The organism is Fictibacillus nanhaiensis, from assembly GCF_019801215.1.
Classification (GTDB): Bacteria; Bacillota; Bacilli; order Bacillales; family Fictibacillaceae; genus Fictibacillus; species Fictibacillus nanhaiensis_C.
Genome location: NZ_JAHVJO010000004.1, coordinates 94,072 through 114,472 on the forward strand (window position 1 = coordinate 94,072; position 20,401 = coordinate 114,472).

The window sequence follows — 20,401 nt, forward strand, 5'->3', positions numbered from 1 at the left end:
GGAGCTTATAACACTCTCTGTCTTAATTGCTGGTATTCTATAAAGATCTTTTTAATATGTCACGTACACTATCAGGATCCATCTCTTTATACGTTCCAACACCAGGTTTAATAAATGTTTTTTCAATGATTGCATCAAAATCACGGTCGTCGATATCATAATCACTTAATTGGCTAGGTGCTCCTAAAGAGTTCCAGAAGTCTCGAAGCGCTTTAGCACCTTCTCTTGCGACCTCAATGTCTGATTTATTTTCTGGTGAAACGCCTAACACGCTAACAGCTAACTGCTTCACACGAGAAGGGTCTTCCTCCAACACATGTTCCAGCCAGTTCGGGAAAAGAATCGAAAGCCCGCCGCCATGTGGAATATCATAAACCGCAGAGATCGCATGCTCAATTCGATGTGTTGCCCAGTCACCGCCATCCGTACCATTAGAAAGCGTACCGTTAAATGCGGTTGTGCTAACATACATCATCGTTTCTCGATGCTTAAACGATTGTAAGTCTTCGAGCAGCTTAGGTCCTGCAGCAATTGCCGTTCTAAGCAATGACTCAATAAACCCGTCAATCATGGGAGTGTTTTCAGTACGATGGAAATAATGCTCTAAAGCATGTGACATGCTGTCCACGATGCCGTACACCGTTTGATCTCGAGGAACCGAGAACGTATAGCTTGGATCTAGAATGGAAAAATTTGGGTAAACAAGCGGTGAACCCCATCCTAATTTATCTTTTGTTTCCCAGTTCGTAATTACAGAAACGGAATTCATCTCTGAACCAGTCGCCGCTAACGTTAGAACTGTTCCAAATGGGAGAGCAGCTTCAATTGGTGCTTTTTGGGTAATCAAATCCCAAGTATCACCATCATATTTGGCACCAACAGAGATGGCTTTCGTGCAGTCAATAACACTGCCGCCACCCACTGCCAGAATGAAATCAATTCCCTGTGTTTTACAGATGTCGACACCTTTATGAACTGTAGTTAATCGAGGGTTCGGTTCCACACCAGACAACTCAAAAATGGTAGCCTGTGCTTTATTTAATTGCACAATGACATCTTCATATACGCCATTCCGTTTAATGCTGCCTCCGCCATAAACGACAAGAACGTTAAGATGTTTTTCAAGGACAGCTGAGAGTTGCTGTACTTCACCTTTTCCAAAATAAAGTTTTGTTGGATTGTGTTGCAAAAATGTGATCATGTTAACACCTCTGTAGCTGTAGTATTCTCACATTCTAGCATGAAAGATACTAAAAGGTTGTTAATTTGATTTGTTTAAGAACCGAATGGACGTTAACTTAAACGAACAGTTTCATCATTCATGTTTTTACCGCTGCTTGAATTATTTCTGTCTCGAATAATTTCCGCATACCGATATGCACTGTCCTTCCAAAATCTTTCTTGCGTATCAAAATCAACATAGATGATCCCAAATCGCTTGTCATAGCCAAAGCTCCACTCGAAGTTATCCATTAACGACCATAGATAATACCCTTGAATGTTCATTCCTTCATCATTCAACTCTGAAACAGCATTCAGGTGTTTTTCAATATACTCTACTCGTTCCTTGTCGTGGACTTTTCCATCAACCAATTCATCATCGAAAGCTGCACCGTTTTCAGTAATATAAATCGGTAGATCTGTATATTCGTTTCGGAGTCTTCTGATCAGATCCTTAAATTCATTTGGCGCAATATCCCAGCCCATGCCTGTTTTGGCATAATCCGAGTGAGCACCTTTATGCAAGAAGTCACTTGCCCCTGAAAATTCTACAAAGCCTCGGCTGTAATAGTTGATTCCAAAGAAATCACAGGAAGTTGAGATGAGTTCCATATCTCCTTGTTGAATAAAATCATACGAATGCACGTATTTAGAGAATAAGTTCATCATATCTACAGGATATTGACCTTTAAAAACAGGATCTAAAAACCATCTATTACAATAACCATCTGCATTATTAGCCGCAAGCAGGTCATTGACTGAATCGGTTTTTGCATACATTGGCGATAGGTTTAACGTAATTCCGATAGGCGTATTAGATTTTAGATCGTTCTTTAAAAATTGAACCGCTTTTCCGTGGGAAAGAAGCATATGGTGTACCGCACGAACAGCTTCATCCATGTTCGTATGTCCTGGCGCATGAAATCCTTGGTGATACCCGAGGAACCCTGCACACCATGGCTCATTATGTGTAATCCATGAATCCACTTCAGCATCAAGCTCTTCGAAACACGCTTTAGCTAATTCCATAAACCAATCAACTGATTCCCGATTTACCCATCCACCTTCTTCATGAGCCCATACAGGAAGATCCCAGTGATATAGAGTAATCGCTGGTTTTATTCCCTCTTCTCTCAAACGTTGCGTTAATTTTTTATAAAACGCCATTCCCTCTGGATTATACTTTCCTTTCTCAGGAAAAATACGAGGCCAGGAAACAGAAAAGCGGTATGTTTCTACTCCAAGTTTCTTGATCTGCTGGATGTCTTCTTCAAAACGGTGATAGTGATCACATGCAATGCTTCCATTGTGCTGTTGATAAACTTTTCCAGGAGTGTCACAGAATGTGTCCCAAATGGAGAATGTTCTGCCACCTTCTAGTCGCGCTCCCTCTATTTGATAGGAGGATGTTGCTGTTCCGAAAACGAACTTTTCATTAAAGTGCATTGAATTTCTCTCCTCTATTCTTTTATAGAACCTGCAGAAATGCTGTTAACGATATACTTAGATAAAAATAGGAATGCGATCATGATTGGTACTACTGAAATCGCGATACCTAAATACATCGATCCAAGGTTTTGAGCCACTTGTGATCCTTTTAAGAATCCCATCAATACAGGCAATGTGTATTTTTCAGGTGAAAACAAAATAACTAAAGGCATGATGTAGTTATTCCAAGAACCAATAAAGGTAAAGATCGACATCGTTGCTATTGCTGGCATCATAATAGGAACAGCAATCGTATGGAAGATCTTAAACTCACCTGCGCCATCTATTCTAGCCGCTTCAATCAAACTCGGATGAAGCGTTGTTAAAATATATTGACGGAGAAAGAACACGACAAAAGGACTCGCCGCTGCCGGTATGATTAAAGGAATATACGTATCGAGTATGCCTAAATTTTTACTTAATTCATAAAACCCAATCAAGCCTAATTGCCCCGGGACCATCATCATCACTAACATAAAAATGAACATGGCGTTTTTGCCTTTAAAGATATAAAAGGCAAACCCATATGCCGTTAGGGCTGAAAAGTATCCCGACAATAAAGTAACGAGAACAGAGATGAATAGACTATTTTTAAAACCTGCCCAAATGTTGATGTAACTCATCATCGTCTGATAGTTTTCCACCAATGAACTTCCAGGAATCAAGGTGAAGCCTGACAATATAGCTTCATTAGACCTAGTAGCGTTCACAAGCATCATTAAGAAGGGGATAAAACAAACAATGGCCATCACACTAAGAACAACGTACAGAACTAGTTTTGCCATGCTTCTTTTCGGTTTGGTCTTCGTTTCTATTACATTTGGTTTTTGAACTGAATTTGTGATGCTTTTATTTACCGCTGGTTTTCCTATCATGCTTTACACCTGCCTTGGTTGTTTACGTTCTTTCCCATACATTCCTTTGAAAATGAAAGCAGAAAATATGAGAGTTATAACAAATAAACCATATGCTACAGCAGCAGCGTACCCATAATTGTTATATTTAAAGGCCTGATTGTATAGATAGAGCACCATCGTATTGAGCGATCCATCAGGTGAACCGATTCCATCCGTTAAGAGCATCGGTAGATCAAACAATTGTAGACCTCCAATGAGTGATGTAATCATGATATAAAGCAGGATAGGCTTCAATAGTGGAATCGTGATCTTAGAAAACGTCTGCCACCGGTTTGCACCGTCAATCAATGCTGCTTCGTAATAGTCTTGAGATATACCTGACACCCCTGCCATTACAACGATAAAAGAGTGGCCAAACCACATCCACGTTAAGATTAAGGAAACAGAAAGCTGAGCGGTCGTTGGTTCATTCAGCCAATTGATCGGATCAGAAATAACTCCTAGCTTCAGCAGCATCATATTAAGCGATCCATGCTGCCAATCTAGTAAGATACCAAATAATAGTGCCACAGAACTGATGGTAATTAGATTCGGAAGATAAAAAATCGATCTAAAGAAAGCTAATCCTTTTAACTTCATTCTCATATCAGAAAAAATCAGAGCAAGTAATAGAGCAAGTCCTATTTGAAGGGCAAAATTGATACCCCATATTTTCCACGTGTTAAAAAAAGCTTCTACAAAATACGTATCTGTTAAAAGACGTTTATAATTAGCAAGTCCTACTATTTGTGCTGTACCGCTGCCTGTATAATTTGTAAAACTATAATAAAAGGTTAGAGCGACTGGATAGATACTAAACACCAAGAAGATGATCCAAAATGGAGCAATAAAAACATAGCCGTAACGGTTTAGATTTTTCATCTCTCATCCCCCTTTCAAAATGATAGGCAGTGGCGGAGAAACTGGCCCCCGCCACATGCATGTTTTATTGTTTTTATTTTTTAGGTACTTTCAAGTCTGGGTATGCATTTTGTGCTTTTTGGTAGAATTCTTTAATCGCTGCTTCTTTTGATTTCTTTCCCGTTACATACTGTTGAACCGCATTACCATAAAGTGTATCAAGCTGCTGATCATACTTCGTTACGATTCCTGGTGTAATTTCTTTGGATTGTTCCAAGAAGAATTCATAATTGTTTTGTCCGCCTAAAAACTTGTCGCTAAAGTTATCTTTAATTGCATTTGTAACAGGAAGATACGAGAGTACATCGCCTGTTTCTTTACTCCAAGATGTTAAGAATTCATCGTCTTGAGTCATCATTTTTACAAATTTGTATGCAAGCTCTTTATTCTCTGATTTGTTGTAAACACCAAGCCATGTTCCACCCCAGAAATATGGGCTAGGACCACTTGTTACAGCCCAGTCTCCAACAGAATTTTTTACGTTCGTTTTTAATACACTGTGTAATCCCCAAGTAGGAAGAACATAAGAGAATACTTTTGTTTCTTTTTCTTTACCATCCGCTTTCACCTTAATCGGCTTATCCATTCCTTCAAACCATGATGGTGACCACTCAGGAGCAAGTGCTGTATAGTTATTGTCGCGAAGCTGTTTTGAATAATCCATGTACTGAATCTTTTCGTCTGTAAGCTTTAATTCATTATTCTCATTTACCCATGGCTGCGGGTTATCCCCTTGTGCAAACCAGCGAATCGAACCTTCATCCGGGAACATGCTGTAGCCTTTTTCTTTCATTTTTTCAGCTACTTCAAACACCTTATCCATAGAGCTCATCATTTCTCCAACTTGAGCTGGATCATCTGTTCCTAGTACTTCCTTTGCCAAACTTCGCTTATAATAAATACCGCCTGGTGTTGTTTGCCAAGATAGGGCACGTACATCACCGTCTTTATCTTTACCTAGGTCAAATACATAAGGTACAAATTTATCAGATAATTCGTTAGCGTTATACGGCTTTTCCGATAAATTTTCCCAATAACCCGCATTAATCCATTGCTTTAAGAAAGCAATTTCACCTGTAAAAACATCAGGTGCTCCAACACCGCTTTCAAGAACAGGTTTTAACTTTGTTGGGTAGTCTGCAATCGGAACAATCGTTAACTCAACTTTCACACCATTCTTCTCTTCAAACGTTTTGATCGGCTTTTTTAACTCATCTGTGAATGACCAGATTCTTAGATCTACATCATCTTTTGATTTGCCAGATTTTTGGGAGTCGCTTGAACATCCCGCGATAACACCAGCTAACAATACAAAAACCATAAAAATACTTAGTTTCTTCTTCATCTGAATACCCCTTCCCTTTTACAGGTTTATAGTTACGAAAGCGGTTTCGTTTTTGCGCGAACGATATTTCGAAACCGCTTTCGAAATTACCAAAAAAAATTTCTTTTTTTTATTGTATTTTTAAACATGACTTCCGAATCATAAGTTCGACTGGAATTTTTTTAGATATAACCATCTTTTTCTTTTGAAGAATCTGTTTCATTAATAATTGCGCTGCTTCAAACCCAATCATCTCAGTATCTTGTTTTATTGTCGTTAATTTTGGGGTAACGTAAGCTGCCATTTCAATATCGTCATATCCGATAATAGAAATATCTTCAGGCACCCTCAAACCCTTCTCTTTAATTGCTTCCATTGCTCCAATAGCCATATGGTCACCTGCAACGAATACAGCTGTGGGCACATCTTTTAAGGATAAAAGCTTCTCCATTGCTGCTTTGCCTTCGTTTATGGAAAACAATCCACCATTGGTCAGATGGCCTTCTAAGATTGGCAAATTCAAGTCCTTCATCGCCTTTTTGTAACCTTTAATTCTCTCTGCACCAGCATCAGTAGATGAATCACCTGCTATATGTGCAATTTTTGTATGCCCAAGTGAATGCAGATAGTTGACTGCCAGCTTTCCGCCTTCAATATTATCCGAATACACAAGACTGCAGTTTTGATTGTTCATATCAATGACTACGATTGGGATGTTGCTGTTAATCATCTCTTGTACCTGTGTATCTTGTGGATCTGAACAAATAACAACAATGCCATCCACTGCACGATATGAAAAATGCTCTAAATAACTAATATCTCGATTACGAAGGTTTCGAGAAGCAAAAATTAAGTCATACCCTTCTCGTTCAGCATGTTTTCTAAAACTCTCTATAATGGCACTGAAAAAAGGATGTTTCATTCCGACTTCATTTGCTTCTGAAAACATAACCCCAATTGTCCAAGACTTTTTTGTTGAAAGAGATTGGGCATGCGCATTTGGCAAGTATCCCATGTCTTCCACTGCCTGAAGAATTTTTTGTTTTGTTTTTTCACTAACATCAGAATAATTGTTGAGTGCTTTTGAAACGGTAGTCGTCGAATATCCCGTTTTTTTCGCTATGTCATAGATGGTAACCATTGTTATCTCCTCTTTATCGAAAGCGCTTTCGTTAATTGAAATTATAGCTTATTTATATTTCGAATTCAATATGAAATTTCTTACTATTTTGAACCTAAATATACTTTAGAAAGAGTTTAGATAATCTTCATATTCTCCTTATTCAGGGAAATGCCTTCAAAAGTATAATTACTTTCTTCGATCAGTTACCTTTTCACTCATAATGGCGTACATATTCTCTACACCATCGTGCGTAGCTTCAAAGGTAAAAGCATTTTCCTCTTGAATACCTAGACTTTCCGCTTCTTTCGCAACATCCATATTCGCTCCCATAAAGATGAATTCCCAGCTATATTTTTCTTGCTGGTGTTTAATTAGTTCTTTAACTCTTTCATACGTAAATTCACGGCTCGCATTTTCCATTCCATCTGTTGTAATCACAAAAACTACTTTGCTTGGCCGCTGTTCTTCGGAAGCTGCGGACAGCCTGTAGCCAACATCCAAAATCGTTTTCCCTACTGCATCCAGCAAAGCTGTTGTCCCTCTTACGTAATACTCTTCCCCCGTTAACCTCGCTTTCGTTGCATCTTCACTTTTCCAAAGAATTTCATACTGATCATCAAAGAGAACGGTTGTAAGTCGTGTTTCTCCCTCTAGCTGGCACTGTCTTTGTATAAATCCGTTAAAACCGCCAATCGTATCCTTTTCTAGCCCAGCCATTGATCCGCTTCGATCCAGCAAAAAAACAATCTCCGTTACATTCTTATTCATCTTCATCATCCTCCGAAATGTTTGTCATGCTATAATAATAGAGCTATTTATCCATAATTTGGTCGCCTGTAAAGCGACATTTTAGGATTAGGAGGTGGGCCATTTGCTTGATCACAAAATTTTATTAGAACTTGAGTCATATATCAGGGAACATTTTATTGTTGAATTAGAATTATGCCATTCCTCGGAATTGTTGGAAGAGAAGAGTATATGTGAAGACATCGTTCATGTTGAGTTAGATGATTTTATTATTGAAAATCGAAAACCAACGCTCCAGCAAGTCTTGTTCAGCTTTATTGATCAAAAGGGGATTAAAGATTCGGAGATTTATAAAAAAGCCGGCTTGGACCGTAAACATTTCTCAAAAATACGTTCCATTTCAGGTTATCATCCTAAAAAACATACAGTCGTCGCCCTTGGTCTTGCTCTGGAGCTGAATGAAGAAGATTTTGATCAGCTGCTTCAGTCAGGAGGCTACTCTTTATCAGAAAGTGAAACGAGTGACTTAGTCATCAAATTTTGTTTAGAAAGAAAAATATTTGATGTCCGGCAGGTAAATGAGTATTTGGATTATTTTAGTTTGAAGACATTAGGGGGTTTGGTGTGATATCCGAGAACTTGGCAGTTTTACGGTACGTGTTCTTTTTTCTGTTACACATTTGCTCATAGAATGTCAAAATATGCTCTTAGATTCCCAGTAACCACTCTTAGACTTCCATTATCTGCTCATAGAATCTGAATTTCTGCTCACAGAATCTCCATATACACTCATAGAAACAATCTATCAGAAATATCACCCCTAAATAAGCGGTTTATTTATACTTTTGTTTATTTTTTATCTTATAGTTCATAGACAGGAAAAAAACTGACTCTCATGATGTGAAATGCCACACTTTTGAGCCAGTTTTTAGCTTTTATCTCTATTCAATTGTTTTAGCTGCTTAATAAAGACTTAAGTTCATTTTACATAATTAAATGCGCCACTAACCTTTACACTTTTAGGAACCTTAATTAATAGGAATTCACTACCATGAGTGGATAAATTATTTAGTGAGTACATGTCTTTACTTTCACTAAATTGATTAAATGCAAAGCCTTCCGTAAATTTATTGAAGGTTACTTCTACAGGTTCAGGTGCATATATCTTTAGGGTTTCCTCATTAATCAATATTTCTGGGGAGCCTTTTTCCTCCGTAAAATCGATCCCACCCACAATCATTTTGCTCATGTAATGTGTCACTTCCACAGAATTGTCATCAACAGGTTTACTGATTACAAAGACGTTAGGAGAGTATTCTTGCATGTCGTTGTTCGGAATGAGTAAATCTCTTTTATTGTAAGAAAAGGTCCATGTCTTTTTATCCGTAAATACCCTTTCTACTTCAAGCAGCTTTCCTGCCATTCCCGAATTAATGATAGCAATTTCAGCATCCTCTTGCTTTTTAACTTCTTCCCTATGCATTATTGTGCTATCAATCTTTTTAGCGGGAAAGAATGTATATGACAAAACAGTTGCAACGACTATGACCGTCACGTATCCTCCAACAATCCATTTCTTTTTTTGGGGGCTGCTGTGCCTTTTTTCACTAGACTTACTCGCGTATGTGCTGATTCCTACAACCAATACAATAATTACAAGTATGGGTAAAACGAAAAATAGTGCCGTCATGCTCTAACCTCCATTCGAGCAGAGAGTATTATAGCAAAACCATAAAACAAGAGAGAGACCGACATGATTTTTATAATTAACAAAGACAATAGCGTTTCAGATAAAAAGTATAGCGAAATGGAATGAAAGATTAACACGTCGTTATTCATACCATCAAGATACATTGCACCTACAAGTACTATTGGGAGAAAGAAGCTAAACAGCTTATTTTTCTGAATCAGCATTCCGACTAAATAACCAATACTTGTAAAAAGGAAAATGTAAAGTCCTGCTCCAATTATCCCTTTAGCTATTTGTAACGGAGTATGCTCGTTAACCATAATGGAATCAACATTCATGATATTTGTGATTAAACGAAATAGATGACTTGAAAGAAATACCGTTAGTCCTGCAAACAGACTCGCTGAAATAAGAAATAAAATGTTTGAAAAATGGCTGGTAAGGCGGTTGGTTACAAAAGAAGTATCATCATATCTGTAAGCCTTTGTCGTGATAATTATGGCCGTAATAAAACCCCATAACATCATGAACACAAGAATTAAGTCACCTGAGTAATAGTTAACTTTATAAGAGAATGTCCCTGATGATCCTCCACTCATCCCTGTACCGTTTAAAGAGAAGAAAATAGCAAGAACCTGAATGATTATTAAGGAAGAAAAGACACCTAGATAAGATTTCAGTTTATAACGGTATTGCTTTTTAACAATATCCCATGAATTAACCTCTACTAAAGACATGATCAATCCCTCCTTTTGATTTACTCGTCAAATGCATGCAGATATCTTCTGTAGAAACCTGCGAAATTCTCATACCTATTTCCCTCGCTTCTTCCAATTCACTCGAAGAACATTCATTTTTAATTACAACATAAGAGTCGTCATTTCCGATCTCATGCGTGAAGATCCTTTCTCTATTTGATAGCCATTGATTTATCCGATCTGTTTTCCCGGTAATTCCAATCGCATATTCCTTTAGTTCTGCTACCGAGATATGAAGTAATTTCTCACCATTCTTAATCAGAAGAATATCTTCTAAAATATCTTCAATTTCCTCTAAAAGATGACTGGATAGAATAATTGTCCGAGGATGCGCAATATAATCCTTTAAAAGTGCACGGTAAAAGTCTTTTCTCGTTCCAGCATCCATTCCGCTAGTCGGTTCATCGAAAATCGTGAGTGGACAGTGGGCAGCCAAGCCTATAATCATGTTGAACGTACTTTTATTTCCTTTTGATAGATTTACATGACTTTGATCAGGGTTTAATGAAAAATATTTAAATAAGCGGTTAGCAAGGTTTTTATCCCAATTCACATAAAACTCCCCTGCCGTTTCAAGCAACTGTCCAAGTGTTAAAGCAGGTGAAAAACTCATACTGTTATCTATAAAAATCGTGTTTGCAGATACTTTTAAATTATTGAATGGATTCTCAGAAAACACCTGAATGTTACCAGAGTTATGATGAAGATAACCTGCTATCATTTTGAGCAGTGTCGTTTTCCCTGCTCCATTTCTTCCAACTAAGCCTGTAATTTTATTTTCAGCTAGAGTAAAAGTCAGATCATTTACGGCTTTTACTCTTCCATATTGCTTAGTAAGATTCTTGCATTCTACAACCTTCATTTCTGATCCCCCTTTAGCTTCTGATGCATGCCTCTAATCATTTCCACAAGTTCCTCTTCATTTACCTGGAGCTGAACAGCCTCTTTAGCCAGCTCATTGACCATTGCCCTAAGCTTTGTGTTTTTTCTTTTATTTAGAATAATATGTCTTGCATCCGTTGCAACAAACATTCCTAATCCCCGCTTTTTATAAAGAACATTTTCTTCAGCTAAAATGTTAATTCCCTTTGCAGCTGTTGCAGGGTTGATATTAAACATTTCAGCCAATTGGTATTGAGAATAAATTTTCTCGTCACATTGAATGGCTTGTATCAGTATTTCAGTTTCTAGCCACTCAGCAATTTGAACATAGATCGGTTTCATACTGTCAGAATTCAAAATCAAACGAACATCACCTCCGACATACCACATTAGTACATTACTCTTGTAATGTACTATATATTACCAAAATATGCAAAAATAGTTTTGCGGCACAAAAAAGCAACCTCCTCCTAGGAAGTTGCTTATTATTACTATTTAAATGGCTCCTGTAACATCGTAGCTACCAAGGTCAATCTCTGTTGGTTTATCAAGCGCGAGTTTCGCTAGCTCTCTACCTAGATAAGGTCCGCTCGTTAAACCTGATGCGCCTAAACCATTGGCTATCATAATGCCTTTAAAATTTGGCAATGGTCCGATAACCGGCAGAAAACCTGGAGTAAATGGGCGGAAGCCAACTCTTGTTTCCAGTATTGTGCTTTCGGATAAACCAGGTGCTACGGTTAAGGCTTTCGTGAGAATCTCATTTACTCCACCCGCTGTTACACGGTTATCAAATCCGGCTTCATCTTCATGTGTGGCTCCAACTACAATCCGGCCACCTTCGAATGCAAGGATGTATCGGTTCGTCGGCGGCATCACTACAGGCCAAGTGTTTGTTTCTATTTCAGGCAATTCAAGATGAACGATTTGGGCTTTTTGATGAGTAACATTGAAGTTTATGCCAAGAGGCTGTAAAAGTTCTTGTGACCATGCCCCTGCTGTAGCAATTACCTGATCTGCCAACAGCGTTTGTCCTTCTCGTTTTATTCCGACGACTCTGTTTTCTTCGTGGACGATTGATGCATTCCCGTGGATGATTGTCGCGCCATTTTTGATAGCAGCATTGATTAGAGCATTTCGTAAAGCTCTTCCGTTTACTCGTGCTCCCCCGCTTACAAAAACGGATCCAAATTCTTCAGATAGTGGCGGAAATAGTTTTCTTGTTTCAGCAGGTGACAGAATTGCAATCTCACCGATTTCAGCAGCATCTTCCCGGCGTTTTCGCGCTCTTTCTGCCATTTGTTCAAGCTTATCAAGGTCCGTATGCAGACTAATAGCTCCTACACGTTTGTAGCCGGTATCTGTTTCCCCGTCAGCTTCTAACTGAGCAATCAACTCAGGATAGTAACGAGCTCCACCTTTTGCGAGCTGATACCAAGCTTTGTTTCGCCGCTGCGAAAGCCAAGGACAAACGATTCCAGCTGCAGCATCCGTTGCCTGACCTCTATCTTGGCGATCAATTAAAGTCACATCTGCACCAGACTTCGCTAAGTGATAAGCCGTTGAAGCACCTAGGATGCCTGCACCAATCACAATAATTTTTTTCATATAAAAACACCTTTGGTAATAAAATTTTTATTTAGATTGTAACACAGACCCCTTCTATAAAAGTAAAAGCTGCTAATTCATATGCTCAATCAACAGCTTATCCCCTACATATTGAATTCAGACAGAAAACTTGATGAAATTAAAAGACAACGCCAAATTTGCTTGCGCTGCCTTTTTAGTTCTTCTTCTTTTATTTTGCATTCTCGTCTGGTTGATGAATTCCGAAAATATTGCCTTCTGTATCTTTGTAGTATCCTTGCCATGCCATTCCGGGAAGTGCGTATTTTGGCATCGCTACCTTGCCGCCATTCTCTAGAATTTTCGCCTCAGTTTCATCATAACTTGCTACACTCATCGTACAAGCATACCCATTTAAAGCTTGATTAGGTTCAGGCGGTGCGCTTTGACGTTTCATCAGAGCCCCATTGATCCCCATCTCTTTATCGTCCCCAGTTACTGCCCCATAGTAAGGCATTCCTGCGTATTCACTCCAATCTTGAAAAGACCAGCCGAACACCTCTCCATAAAACTTCATTGCCCGTTCCATATCATCCACATGGATTTCAAAATGCACTAATCTCCCCATAATCTACCTCCTGTTTTTTCGATAATCAATGATCACTTAAAGTCATTCCATATACTTTCTAACAATTCCTCTTAACGAATGAGTATTTGTGAATAAGGCATATTAAAAGGCACCACCAACTTTAAAGTCGTTGGGGTGCCATTCATTTTGAAGCGTAAGAAAACTTCTTTATGCTGCTTTTTTGATATTGATTTCTTTTCCTTCTTTACGCAACTCTTTATATTCAGCTATTGCAGTAAAAAGAACGTCTGTCGATGAGTTAAGCGCCGTTTCAAAAGAATCTTGTAAAACTCCAATGATAAAGCCGACACCTACTACCTGCATCGCCACGTCACCCGGGATACCGAACAAGCTACACGCTAGAGGAATCAATAACAGTGATCCGCCAGCAACGCCTGAAGCACCACAAGCACTAACAGCTGATAAAATGCTAAGGAGAACTGCAGTAGGAAAATCCACGTGAATATCTAGTGTATGAACCGCGGCAAGTGTCAAAACTGAAATTGTAACCGCAGCACCCGCCATGTTGATCGTCGCTCCTAATGGAATGGATACGGAATAATTATCTTTGTCCAAACCAAGCTTCTCACATAACTTCATATTTACGGGAATATTAGAAGCTGAGCTGCGTGTGAAAAATGCTGTTATACCACTTTCTTTCAAACACTTGAAAACAAGCGGATAAGGATTTTGTTTAATCGCTAGGAACACAATGATAGGATTGACAACTAACGCTACGATAGCCATACAACCAATCAATAACCCAAGTAACTTACCATAGCTTAATAACGAATCTATACCGTTTGCCGTAATCGACTCAAATACTAATCCCATAATTCCTAATGGTGCAAATTTAATTATCCAAGTAACGATTTTAGAGACAGCATCTGAAACATTAGAGATCATCGTTTTAGTCGTGTCCTTCGCACTTCTTAAAGCAAGACCCAAAAGTACTGCCCAAGCCAAAATACCGATGTAGTTTGCATTTACAAGGGCGTTAACAGGGTTATCAACCACGTTCATCAATAATGACTTGAGAACTTCTACAACACCACCTGGAGGCGTTACACCTTCCGCGCCTTTTCCAAGGGTCAAATCTACAGGGAAAATAAAACTTGCAAAGACAGCTGTTAACCCTGCTAAGAATGTTCCTAAAAGGTAGAGGAAGATAATCGATTTCATGTTCGTTTGATGGCCCGCCTTATGTTGGGCGATAGCCGACATGACTAAGAATAATACCAACACAGGTGCAATAGCTTTCAAAGCACCTACGAATAAAGAACCAAATATAACAACAGGTTTTGCTGCTTGTGGAATCGCTACTGCTAGGATAATACCAACAATTAATCCTATAATAATCTGTTTAACAAGACTCAACTGATTCCACTTTTTCAGTATACTTTCCATAGATGTCATCACCAACCTAAGTTAGAATTGTATTGCTGTTTATTCTTAATAACCTGTAATATAATAAAATCTTTTCCCAGTGGAATAATGGAAGTTCATCTAATTATTCCACCTGGTAAAGACAACTGTTCTTCTAATAAATAGTATTATAGTGAGTCTTTCGACGAATTACAATTTATTTAAAGATGTTTTAATTATTTTAATTTTCGTTCTTTTTAGAAGCCTTCATTAGAATGGACACAAATCTTCTGCAAACTATTATTTCAAAATAATTTTTAACGTTTATTTTTATGAGTAGGAACCTTTTATAGTATAAATAAACGAGCCTTCCAATTGAAAAGCTCTTTCTTACAATTACATCAGTTATTATCTTTACTTACAACACGGACGCTTCCACATTAGATGTGCGCTGAATCATTACATCTGTTATTCACCTAAAAAACAAAATCCACCTAGCATTACGCTTGGTGGATAGGATCTTTTTTTGTCCTGATTTCTCTTCTTTTCGTAAATCTTTCGGTTGCAAAGGAACGTGACGATTACATCATTTCACTGTCCCGTCCCATCCATATTTTTTTCAAACTTATCAAGCAATGCACGCACTTCATCTGTTGATTTCGTGTTCATCAATTGATTTCGCAACTCAGCAGCTCCTGGGAATCCTTTGACATAGATTTTGAAAAAGCGATGAAGTCCTGTGATTGAACGGGGCACTGCTTCCGCATATTGATCCTGAAGGTCAAGCTGCAGTTTTAAAAGATCAAGGTATTCTTTACTGCTGTGTTCTTTTGGCTCTTTTTCAAAAGCAAAAGGATTTTTAAAGATCCCTCGTCCGATCATAACGCCATCAATCCCGTATTTTTCTGCAAGCTGCAGCCCGACTTGACGGTCAGGGATGTCTCCATTGATCGTTAACAGCGTATTTGGTGCGATACGGTCACGTAATTTTTTGATTTCTGGAATAAGCTCCCAGTGCGCATCTACTAGGCTCATTTCCTCTCTTGTACGTAAATGAATAGAAAGGTTTGCTATATCTTGTTTTAAAATATGCGCAAGCCAATCCTCCCACTCATTTACCTCTTTAAAGCCAAGTCGTGTTTTCACGCTGACAGGCAGACCACCCGCTTTTGCTGCTTGAATCAGTTCTGCCGCAACGTCAGGACGCAGGATAAGGCCACTCCCTTTTCCTCTCGATGCGACATTCGGTACAGGGCAGCCCATATTAATATCGATGCCTTTAAAACCCATCTCTTTCATACCAATACTCATTTGACGGAAATATTCGGGATTATCTCCCCAAATATGTGCCACCATTGGCTGTTCATCTTCTGTAAACATTAAACGGCCGCGGACACTATTCTTGCCTTCTGGGTGACAATAGCTATCTGAGTTTGTAAACTCTGTGAAAAACACATCCGGCCGGCCAGCTTTACTTACAACGTGACGAAAAACAACGTCTGTCACATCTTCCATTGGTGCAAGTACAAAAAATGGACGTGGTAAATCACGCCAAAAATTATCTATCATTTCAAGCTCAATTCCTCTCACTATGGATACTACTACAAATTATTCTTTTACACTTATATCATGTCTACTAACTGATTATCAAACTCTGTACATTTATAATTTATGGAAAATCATTATTAAGAGCATAACTCTAAACACGCAATCGCTTTATACCTGTAATTTTTGTGTAAAAAGTAAACTAAAAAGCCTTATCCACCAAGGAATAAGGCTCTTATAGTCATAGGAGTACAAGTTTCGCAACTGCCTCCACGTGCGTCGTCTGCGGAAACATATCCACGGGTTGCACTTCCACTGTTTGGAATCCACCGTCTTCCAATACCCGAAGGTCGCGTGCGAGTGTTGCTGGGTTGCAGCTTACATACACAACGCGTTTTGGTTTCATTTCAATGATCGTTTTAAGCAGTTCTTCGTCGCACCCTTTTCGTGGTGGATCGACAACAATGACGTCTGGTGTGATGCCTTGTTTTTTCCACTCTGGAATCACTTCTTCTGATTTACCAACGGCAAACTCAGCATTTGTGATGTTGTTCAGTTCCGCATTACGTCTCGCATCTTCAATGGCTTCCGGTACAATTTCAACTCCGTACACTTTCTTCGCTTTTTGAGCAAGAAACAGAGAGATAGTCCCGATTCCGCAATACGCATCAATGACGGTTTCATCACCGTTTAGTTCAGCATATTTTAACGCTTGATCATAAAGCACTTTCGTTTGATCAGGATTAATCTGATAAAACGATCGGGCTGAGATGGCAAACTTAATGTCACCGATGTAATCATGAATGTACTCTGCGCCCCATAGCACTCGGGTTTCGTCTCCAAAAATCACATTTGTGCGTTTTGTGTTCACGTTCTGTACGATCGATTTGATCTCTGGAAGAGCTGCTGTTATGTCTTCAACAATCTTTTTCCGTTTTGGTAAGTCTTTTCCGTTCGTTACAAGGACAATCATTAAATCACCTGTTGTTTTTCCGTAACGGGCGATAATATGACGCAGCATGCCTTTATGCTTTTGTTCGTCGTATGCGGTGATATTGTATTTATTCACAATCTCTTTTACTGCTTGTACGGCGTCATCGTTCGTGTCACCTGTAATGATGCAGCTGTCCATCTCTACGATTTCGTGGCTGCGTTTTTGATAAAAGCCTGTGATGATTCGACCTTCACGCTCACCAACGGGTACTTGGGTTTTGTTCCGGTAGCGCCATGGTTCTTCTCCCATACCAAGTGTCGGCAGGACGGGAACGTTTTCTAGTTTACCGATTCGAGTGAGGACATCTTCTACTTGCTTTCGTTTATATGCAAGCTGCCCTTCATAGGATAAGTGCTGCAGCTGGCAGCCTCCACACCATTTATAGATTGGGCATGGCGCCTCAACTCGTTCAGGACTTTCTTCAATAAGCTCCTCTAGCCTTCCAAATCCGAAGCCTTTTTTTATGCCAACTACCTTTACTTTTGCTCGTTCTCCTGGCAAGGTGTTCGGTACGAACAAAGTAAATCCATTAACACGTGCTACTCCAGCGCCTTCATGAGTTAAGTCCACTATATCTACTTCATAACTTTCATTCTTATGAACAGGCAAAACAGCCTTTGTCATTTTCATCGTCCCTTTTTGTCCAATATGCTTTTCTGATTGTAGCACAACTGCATGTGGACACCAAATGGCAAAAAAAGAACAGACCTGTAAAAAGTCTGTTCCTTCGTTTTTTTTATTTTCCTGCCGCTCTTACCGCTTCATATGCATTCACATACCCTGCTCCAACTTCATGAAGCTTGTAGCTTGGCATTGGATCAGCAGTGGATTCGAGCTTTTGAAGAACTTGGTCTGGTGTCAAGTTCGGATTAGCCTCAAGCATTAATGCCGCTACCCCTGAAATGTGAGGAGTTGCCATACTTGTTCCGCTTGCCGTTGTGTAGTTCGCCAAATGTTCTGGTGCAATATATTCTGTATCACTTAACGTTCCAAGTGTGTTCATCACAACACCTGTTTTTGATTTTGTAGAAACGATGTCCACTCCTGGCGCTGTAATGTCTGGGTGTAACAGATTATCTCCTTCAACTCCTCGAGATGAGAAGCTAGCTAGTTTCTTGTCCTTTGTGCCAGCTGCAACTGAAATGACCCAAGGTGCTGCTGAATAAGGGTTTAACGTATTGTCGCCAGGCCCTTCGTTACCTGCTGCAAACGCGACAACCATACCAGCATCATGCGCTTCTTTACTTGCTACGTTGATTGGGTCCTTTGCAGAATAATCACCGCTAGTTCCCCAGCTGTTTGAGATGACATTGATTCCGTATTCCTGTTGATTTTCTAAAACATAGTTAAATGCTTCAAGTGCCCAAAAAATGTTGATTCCCTCACCTGTTCCTAGACCAACAAGTTTGGCGTCAGGGGCAACGCCTGTATATAATCCTTCACTCGCTGTTCCAAGTCCTGCGATCGTTCCCGCCACATGTGTTCCATGACCGGAAGAAGTGTCCGTGTTTGCAACATTTTCAAGATAGAGTGGCTGGTTTGAGAAAAAGTCCCCAAGTAAAAACTTTACGTTCTGCACCACTTTTTCTTCCCCAAACGGAAGATCAGGATGAGTGGCATCAATGCCGCTATCGATAACAGCGACGGTTGTTCCTTTTCCTGTATAGCCTAATTCATTCCAAACTCTCTCAGCCCCAATCAACTTGCGGCTTTCCTTCATCAAGTAGTCCAGCTTCTTATTGTGGTAAACAGAAACCACATCCAAACTGCTTGTTAATAGTGACGTCACTTCAAGTTTTGTCCCTTTAACGGCTACCATTGGCAGCTTGCTGAACGTTTTCGTCTCTAATCCTAAATTCTTTAATGCTGCCACATCAGATGAACTTGGCAGGGAGTCATATGTGACAACCGCTTCAACTAGTGTGTTGGATGTAAGATCTCCAAGTACTTTTGTGAGCTGTTTGTCCACTTCTATACCTTCAACGGCTTTTGCACCTTGCTGTGGTAAGAAAAAGGCAGCAGCTAACATAACTGCTAAACTCATGGATAGTATTTTTCTCATCGTTATACCTCCGCTTCCTATTTTTGTGTATTGTTTTAATTTTCTAACAAAATGAATGAAGCTTCAATCATGCAAAGGGATAAAAACAAGTACTGTGAATGGCCTATGGTAGTATAACGATTTCGACAAAAAAAAAGCCTAGTCCGCATATTGGACTAGGTCATATGTCTTGCTATTTAACTTGGTTTGATTCTTTCTTTTGGTACGAGCAGCTCAAAATGGTGGTGCAGGTTTTCGAATTCACCCGGCAGTATACCGCCTAGTTCTCCGTCAAGATTAATCTGCATCTTCTCGCGAGGTGTTACTTTTACGCGTTTTGCTTTTTTGTAGATTACGTGATCGTCATGAATGTGTTCACCGCGAATCGCAAGCGAAGCAATACGGACAAACTCTGCAAGATTCGTTTTCTTTAAAATGATGACATCAAAAAGACCATCGTGGAACTCAGAAGATGGTGCCAGCTTTTCAAAACCACCTACAGAATTCGTGTTTGCTACTAAAAACAGCATGATTTCGCCTTCGTATTTCTCTTTGTCATCAAATTCGATCTCTACATATGTCGGGCGGATCGATGGCAGCATCTCAATTCCTTTAAGGAAATAAGCAAGCTGTCCAATCATCGTTTTGAGCTTGCTTGGGACTTCATATGTAAGCTCTGTTATACGTCCGCCGCCAGCTATGTTAATGAAGAACTTTTCGTTTACTTTACCGATATCCACTGGCATATGAACGCCGCCGCAAAGCACATCGCATGAACCTTCAATTGTACGTGGCACTCCTACCGCACGGGCAAAATCGTTCGTCGTTCCTGCAGGAATAATCCCTAGCATCGGACGACTCTCTAATCCTGCAAGTCCGTTTACGACCTCATAAATGGTCCCGTCTCCACCAGCTGCTATTACAAGGTCAAAACCTCTCTCTCCAGCTTGGCGTGCCGCACGTGTAGCGCACCCCTCTTCAGGAGTCGTCGCGTGACACGATGTTTCGTACCCTGCGTTCTCTAGTCTGTCCAGTATATAGGGAAGCTGCTTTTTTACCGTTTCTCTTCCTGAACTCGGATTATATATAAGTCTAGCTCGTTTCATTTGTTTCACCTTCGTCATTTGACTTCTCTTAAAAGTTTTAACATGAATCGCCCTCTGTATAACTATAAAAAACAGCCCGTTACATGGACTGCTTCGGTCGATTCCT

At 39.5% G+C, this 20,401-nt stretch carries 19 protein-coding genes; 1 reads left to right on the plus strand and 18 read right to left on the minus strand.

The features are described from left to right. Nucleotides 1–37 precede the first annotated feature (37 nt). The 7 genes from KUV80_RS16195 to KUV80_RS16225 all read right to left on the minus strand — a co-directional run bounded on the left by KUV80_RS16195 (nucleotide 38) and on the right by KUV80_RS16225 (nucleotide 7,741). On the minus strand, nucleotides 38–1,201 hold the full coding sequence (locus tag KUV80_RS16195; protein WP_222463789.1) for an iron-containing alcohol dehydrogenase: 1,164 nt from the start codon (nucleotides 1,199–1,201) through the stop codon (nucleotides 38–40). 92 nt (nucleotides 1,202–1,293) lie between these two features. Continuing rightward, the gene (locus tag KUV80_RS16200) at nucleotides 1,294–2,667 is read right to left on the minus strand and encodes a GH1 family beta-glucosidase (RefSeq protein ID WP_222463790.1); all 1,374 of its coding nucleotides are present in this window, start codon (nucleotides 2,665–2,667) and stop codon (nucleotides 1,294–1,296) included. Nucleotides 2,668–2,681: 14 nt separating this feature from the next. Further along, nucleotides 2,682–3,494, minus strand: a complete 813-nt coding sequence (locus KUV80_RS16205) for a carbohydrate ABC transporter permease (protein WP_246625273.1) — start codon at nucleotides 3,492–3,494, stop codon at nucleotides 2,682–2,684. Between the two features lie 93 nt (nucleotides 3,495–3,587). After that, entirely contained in the window at nucleotides 3,588–4,487 is a 900-nt protein-coding gene (locus tag KUV80_RS16210) for a carbohydrate ABC transporter permease (RefSeq protein ID WP_222463792.1), read from the minus strand. 73 nt (nucleotides 4,488–4,560) lie between these two features. Continuing rightward, nucleotides 4,561–5,871, minus strand: a complete 1,311-nt coding sequence (locus tag KUV80_RS16215) for an ABC transporter substrate-binding protein (protein ID WP_222463793.1) — start codon at nucleotides 5,869–5,871, stop codon at nucleotides 4,561–4,563. 109 nt (nucleotides 5,872–5,980) lie between these two features. Then, entirely contained in the window at nucleotides 5,981–6,991 is a 1,011-nt protein-coding gene (locus KUV80_RS16220; protein ID WP_222463794.1) for a LacI family DNA-binding transcriptional regulator, read from the minus strand. A gap of 168 nt (nucleotides 6,992–7,159) precedes the next feature. Next, nucleotides 7,160–7,741, minus strand: a complete 582-nt coding sequence (locus KUV80_RS16225) for a vWA domain-containing protein (protein ID WP_222463795.1) — start codon at nucleotides 7,739–7,741, stop codon at nucleotides 7,160–7,162. Nucleotides 7,742–7,844: 103 nt separating this feature from the next. On the opposite strand from KUV80_RS16225, the gene KUV80_RS16230 reads away from it, so the two are divergent. Further along, nucleotides 7,845–8,348, plus strand: a complete 504-nt coding sequence (locus KUV80_RS16230; RefSeq protein WP_222463796.1) for a hypothetical protein — start codon at nucleotides 7,845–7,847, stop codon at nucleotides 8,346–8,348. Nucleotides 8,349–8,699: 351 nt separating this feature from the next. Here the strand turns inward: KUV80_RS16230 and KUV80_RS16235 are convergent, their stop codons facing one another. From KUV80_RS16235 to KUV80_RS16285, 11 genes are all read right to left on the minus strand, one after another. Continuing rightward, on the minus strand, nucleotides 8,700–9,410 hold the full coding sequence (locus KUV80_RS16235; RefSeq protein WP_222463797.1) for a hypothetical protein: 711 nt from the start codon (nucleotides 9,408–9,410) through the stop codon (nucleotides 8,700–8,702). Then, nucleotides 9,407–10,147: a hypothetical protein gene (locus KUV80_RS16240; RefSeq protein ID WP_222463798.1), complete on the minus strand. Its 741-nt coding sequence runs from the start codon at nucleotides 10,145–10,147 to the stop codon at nucleotides 9,407–9,409. The genes KUV80_RS16235 and KUV80_RS16240 overlap by 4 nt, the downstream gene beginning before the upstream one ends. Then, nucleotides 10,128–11,030, minus strand: coding sequence for an ABC transporter ATP-binding protein (locus KUV80_RS16245; protein WP_222463799.1), 903 nt, complete (start codon nucleotides 11,028–11,030; stop codon nucleotides 10,128–10,130). Before KUV80_RS16245 ends, KUV80_RS16240 begins: the two co-directional genes overlap by 20 nt. Next, entirely contained in the window at nucleotides 11,027–11,413 is a 387-nt protein-coding gene (locus tag KUV80_RS16250; protein WP_222463849.1) for a GntR family transcriptional regulator, read from the minus strand. Before KUV80_RS16250 ends, KUV80_RS16245 begins: the two co-directional genes overlap by 4 nt. Before the next feature lie 132 nt (nucleotides 11,414–11,545). Then, nucleotides 11,546–12,658 carry an NAD(P)/FAD-dependent oxidoreductase gene (locus KUV80_RS16255; protein WP_222463800.1) on the minus strand — a complete coding sequence of 371 codons (1,113 nt, stop codon included), beginning with the start codon at nucleotides 12,656–12,658 and terminating at the stop codon, nucleotides 11,546–11,548. 190 nt (nucleotides 12,659–12,848) lie between these two features. Beyond that, the gene (locus tag KUV80_RS16260; RefSeq protein ID WP_222463801.1) at nucleotides 12,849–13,244 is read right to left on the minus strand and encodes a VOC family protein; all 396 of its coding nucleotides are present in this window, start codon (nucleotides 13,242–13,244) and stop codon (nucleotides 12,849–12,851) included. 168 nt (nucleotides 13,245–13,412) lie between these two features. Beyond that, nucleotides 13,413–14,651 (minus strand): serine/threonine transporter SstT, encoded by a 1,239-nt coding sequence (gene sstT / locus KUV80_RS16265; RefSeq protein ID WP_222463802.1) that lies wholly within the window; start codon nucleotides 14,649–14,651, stop codon nucleotides 13,413–13,415. Nucleotides 14,652–15,200: 549 nt separating this feature from the next. Then, a complete protein-coding gene (locus KUV80_RS16270; protein WP_222463803.1) occupies nucleotides 15,201–16,178 on the minus strand; it encodes a tRNA dihydrouridine synthase in 978 nt (325 codons plus the stop codon). A 217-nt stretch (nucleotides 16,179–16,395) separates the two neighbouring features. Then, nucleotides 16,396–17,772: a 23S rRNA (uracil(1939)-C(5))-methyltransferase RlmD gene (rlmD, locus tag KUV80_RS16275; protein WP_425309037.1), complete on the minus strand. Its 1,377-nt coding sequence runs from the start codon at nucleotides 17,770–17,772 to the stop codon at nucleotides 16,396–16,398. A gap of 112 nt (nucleotides 17,773–17,884) precedes the next feature. Then, nucleotides 17,885–19,210 carry a S8 family serine peptidase gene (locus KUV80_RS16280; protein WP_222463804.1) on the minus strand — a complete coding sequence of 442 codons (1,326 nt, stop codon included), beginning with the start codon at nucleotides 19,208–19,210 and terminating at the stop codon, nucleotides 17,885–17,887. Nucleotides 19,211–19,386: 176 nt separating this feature from the next. Then, nucleotides 19,387–20,295 carry a diacylglycerol kinase gene (locus tag KUV80_RS16285; protein ID WP_222463851.1) on the minus strand — a complete coding sequence of 303 codons (909 nt, stop codon included), beginning with the start codon at nucleotides 20,293–20,295 and terminating at the stop codon, nucleotides 19,387–19,389. Nucleotides 20,296–20,401 lie beyond the last annotated feature (106 nt).

Excerpts from the sequence above, each read along its gene's own strand:
- KUV80_RS16195 (WP_222463789.1), bottom strand. The coding sequence starts at position 1,201 with ATGATCACATTTTTGCAACACAATCCAACAAAACTTTATTTTGGAAAA.
- KUV80_RS16200 (WP_222463790.1), bottom strand. The coding sequence starts at position 2,667 with ATGCACTTTAATGAAAAGTTCGTTTTCGGAACAGCAACATCCTCCTAT.
- KUV80_RS16205 (WP_246625273.1), bottom strand. The coding sequence starts at position 3,494 with ATGGCAAAACTAGTTCTGTACGTTGTTCTTAGTGTGATGGCCATTGTT.
- KUV80_RS16210 (WP_222463792.1), bottom strand. The coding sequence starts at position 4,487 with ATGAAAAATCTAAACCGTTACGGCTATGTTTTTATTGCTCCATTTTGG.
- KUV80_RS16215 (WP_222463793.1), bottom strand. The coding sequence starts at position 5,871 with ATGAAGAAGAAACTAAGTATTTTTATGGTTTTTGTATTGTTAGCTGGT.
- KUV80_RS16220 (WP_222463794.1), bottom strand. The coding sequence starts at position 6,991 with ATGGTTACCATCTATGACATAGCGAAAAAAACGGGATATTCGACGACT.
- KUV80_RS16225 (WP_222463795.1), bottom strand. The coding sequence starts at position 7,741 with ATGAATAAGAATGTAACGGAGATTGTTTTTTTGCTGGATCGAAGCGGA.
- KUV80_RS16235 (WP_222463797.1), bottom strand. The coding sequence starts at position 9,410 with ATGACGGCACTATTTTTCGTTTTACCCATACTTGTAATTATTGTATTG.
- KUV80_RS16240 (WP_222463798.1), bottom strand. The coding sequence starts at position 10,147 with ATGTCTTTAGTAGAGGTTAATTCATGGGATATTGTTAAAAAGCAATAC.
- KUV80_RS16245 (WP_222463799.1), bottom strand. The coding sequence starts at position 11,030 with ATGAAGGTTGTAGAATGCAAGAATCTTACTAAGCAATATGGAAGAGTA.
- KUV80_RS16255 (WP_222463800.1), bottom strand. The coding sequence starts at position 12,658 with ATGAAAAAAATTATTGTGATTGGTGCAGGCATCCTAGGTGCTTCAACG.
- KUV80_RS16260 (WP_222463801.1), bottom strand. The coding sequence starts at position 13,244 with ATGGGGAGATTAGTGCATTTTGAAATCCATGTGGATGATATGGAACGG.
- sstT (WP_222463802.1), bottom strand. The coding sequence starts at position 14,651 with ATGGAAAGTATACTGAAAAAGTGGAATCAGTTGAGTCTTGTTAAACAG.
- KUV80_RS16270 (WP_222463803.1), bottom strand. The coding sequence starts at position 16,178 with ATGATAGATAATTTTTGGCGTGATTTACCACGTCCATTTTTTGTACTT.
- rlmD (WP_425309037.1), bottom strand. The coding sequence starts at position 17,772 with ATGACAAAGGCTGTTTTGCCTGTTCATAAGAATGAAAGTTATGAAGTA.
- KUV80_RS16280 (WP_222463804.1), bottom strand. The coding sequence starts at position 19,210 with ATGAGAAAAATACTATCCATGAGTTTAGCAGTTATGTTAGCTGCTGCC.
- KUV80_RS16285 (WP_222463851.1), bottom strand. The coding sequence starts at position 20,295 with ATGAAACGAGCTAGACTTATATATAATCCGAGTTCAGGAAGAGAAACG.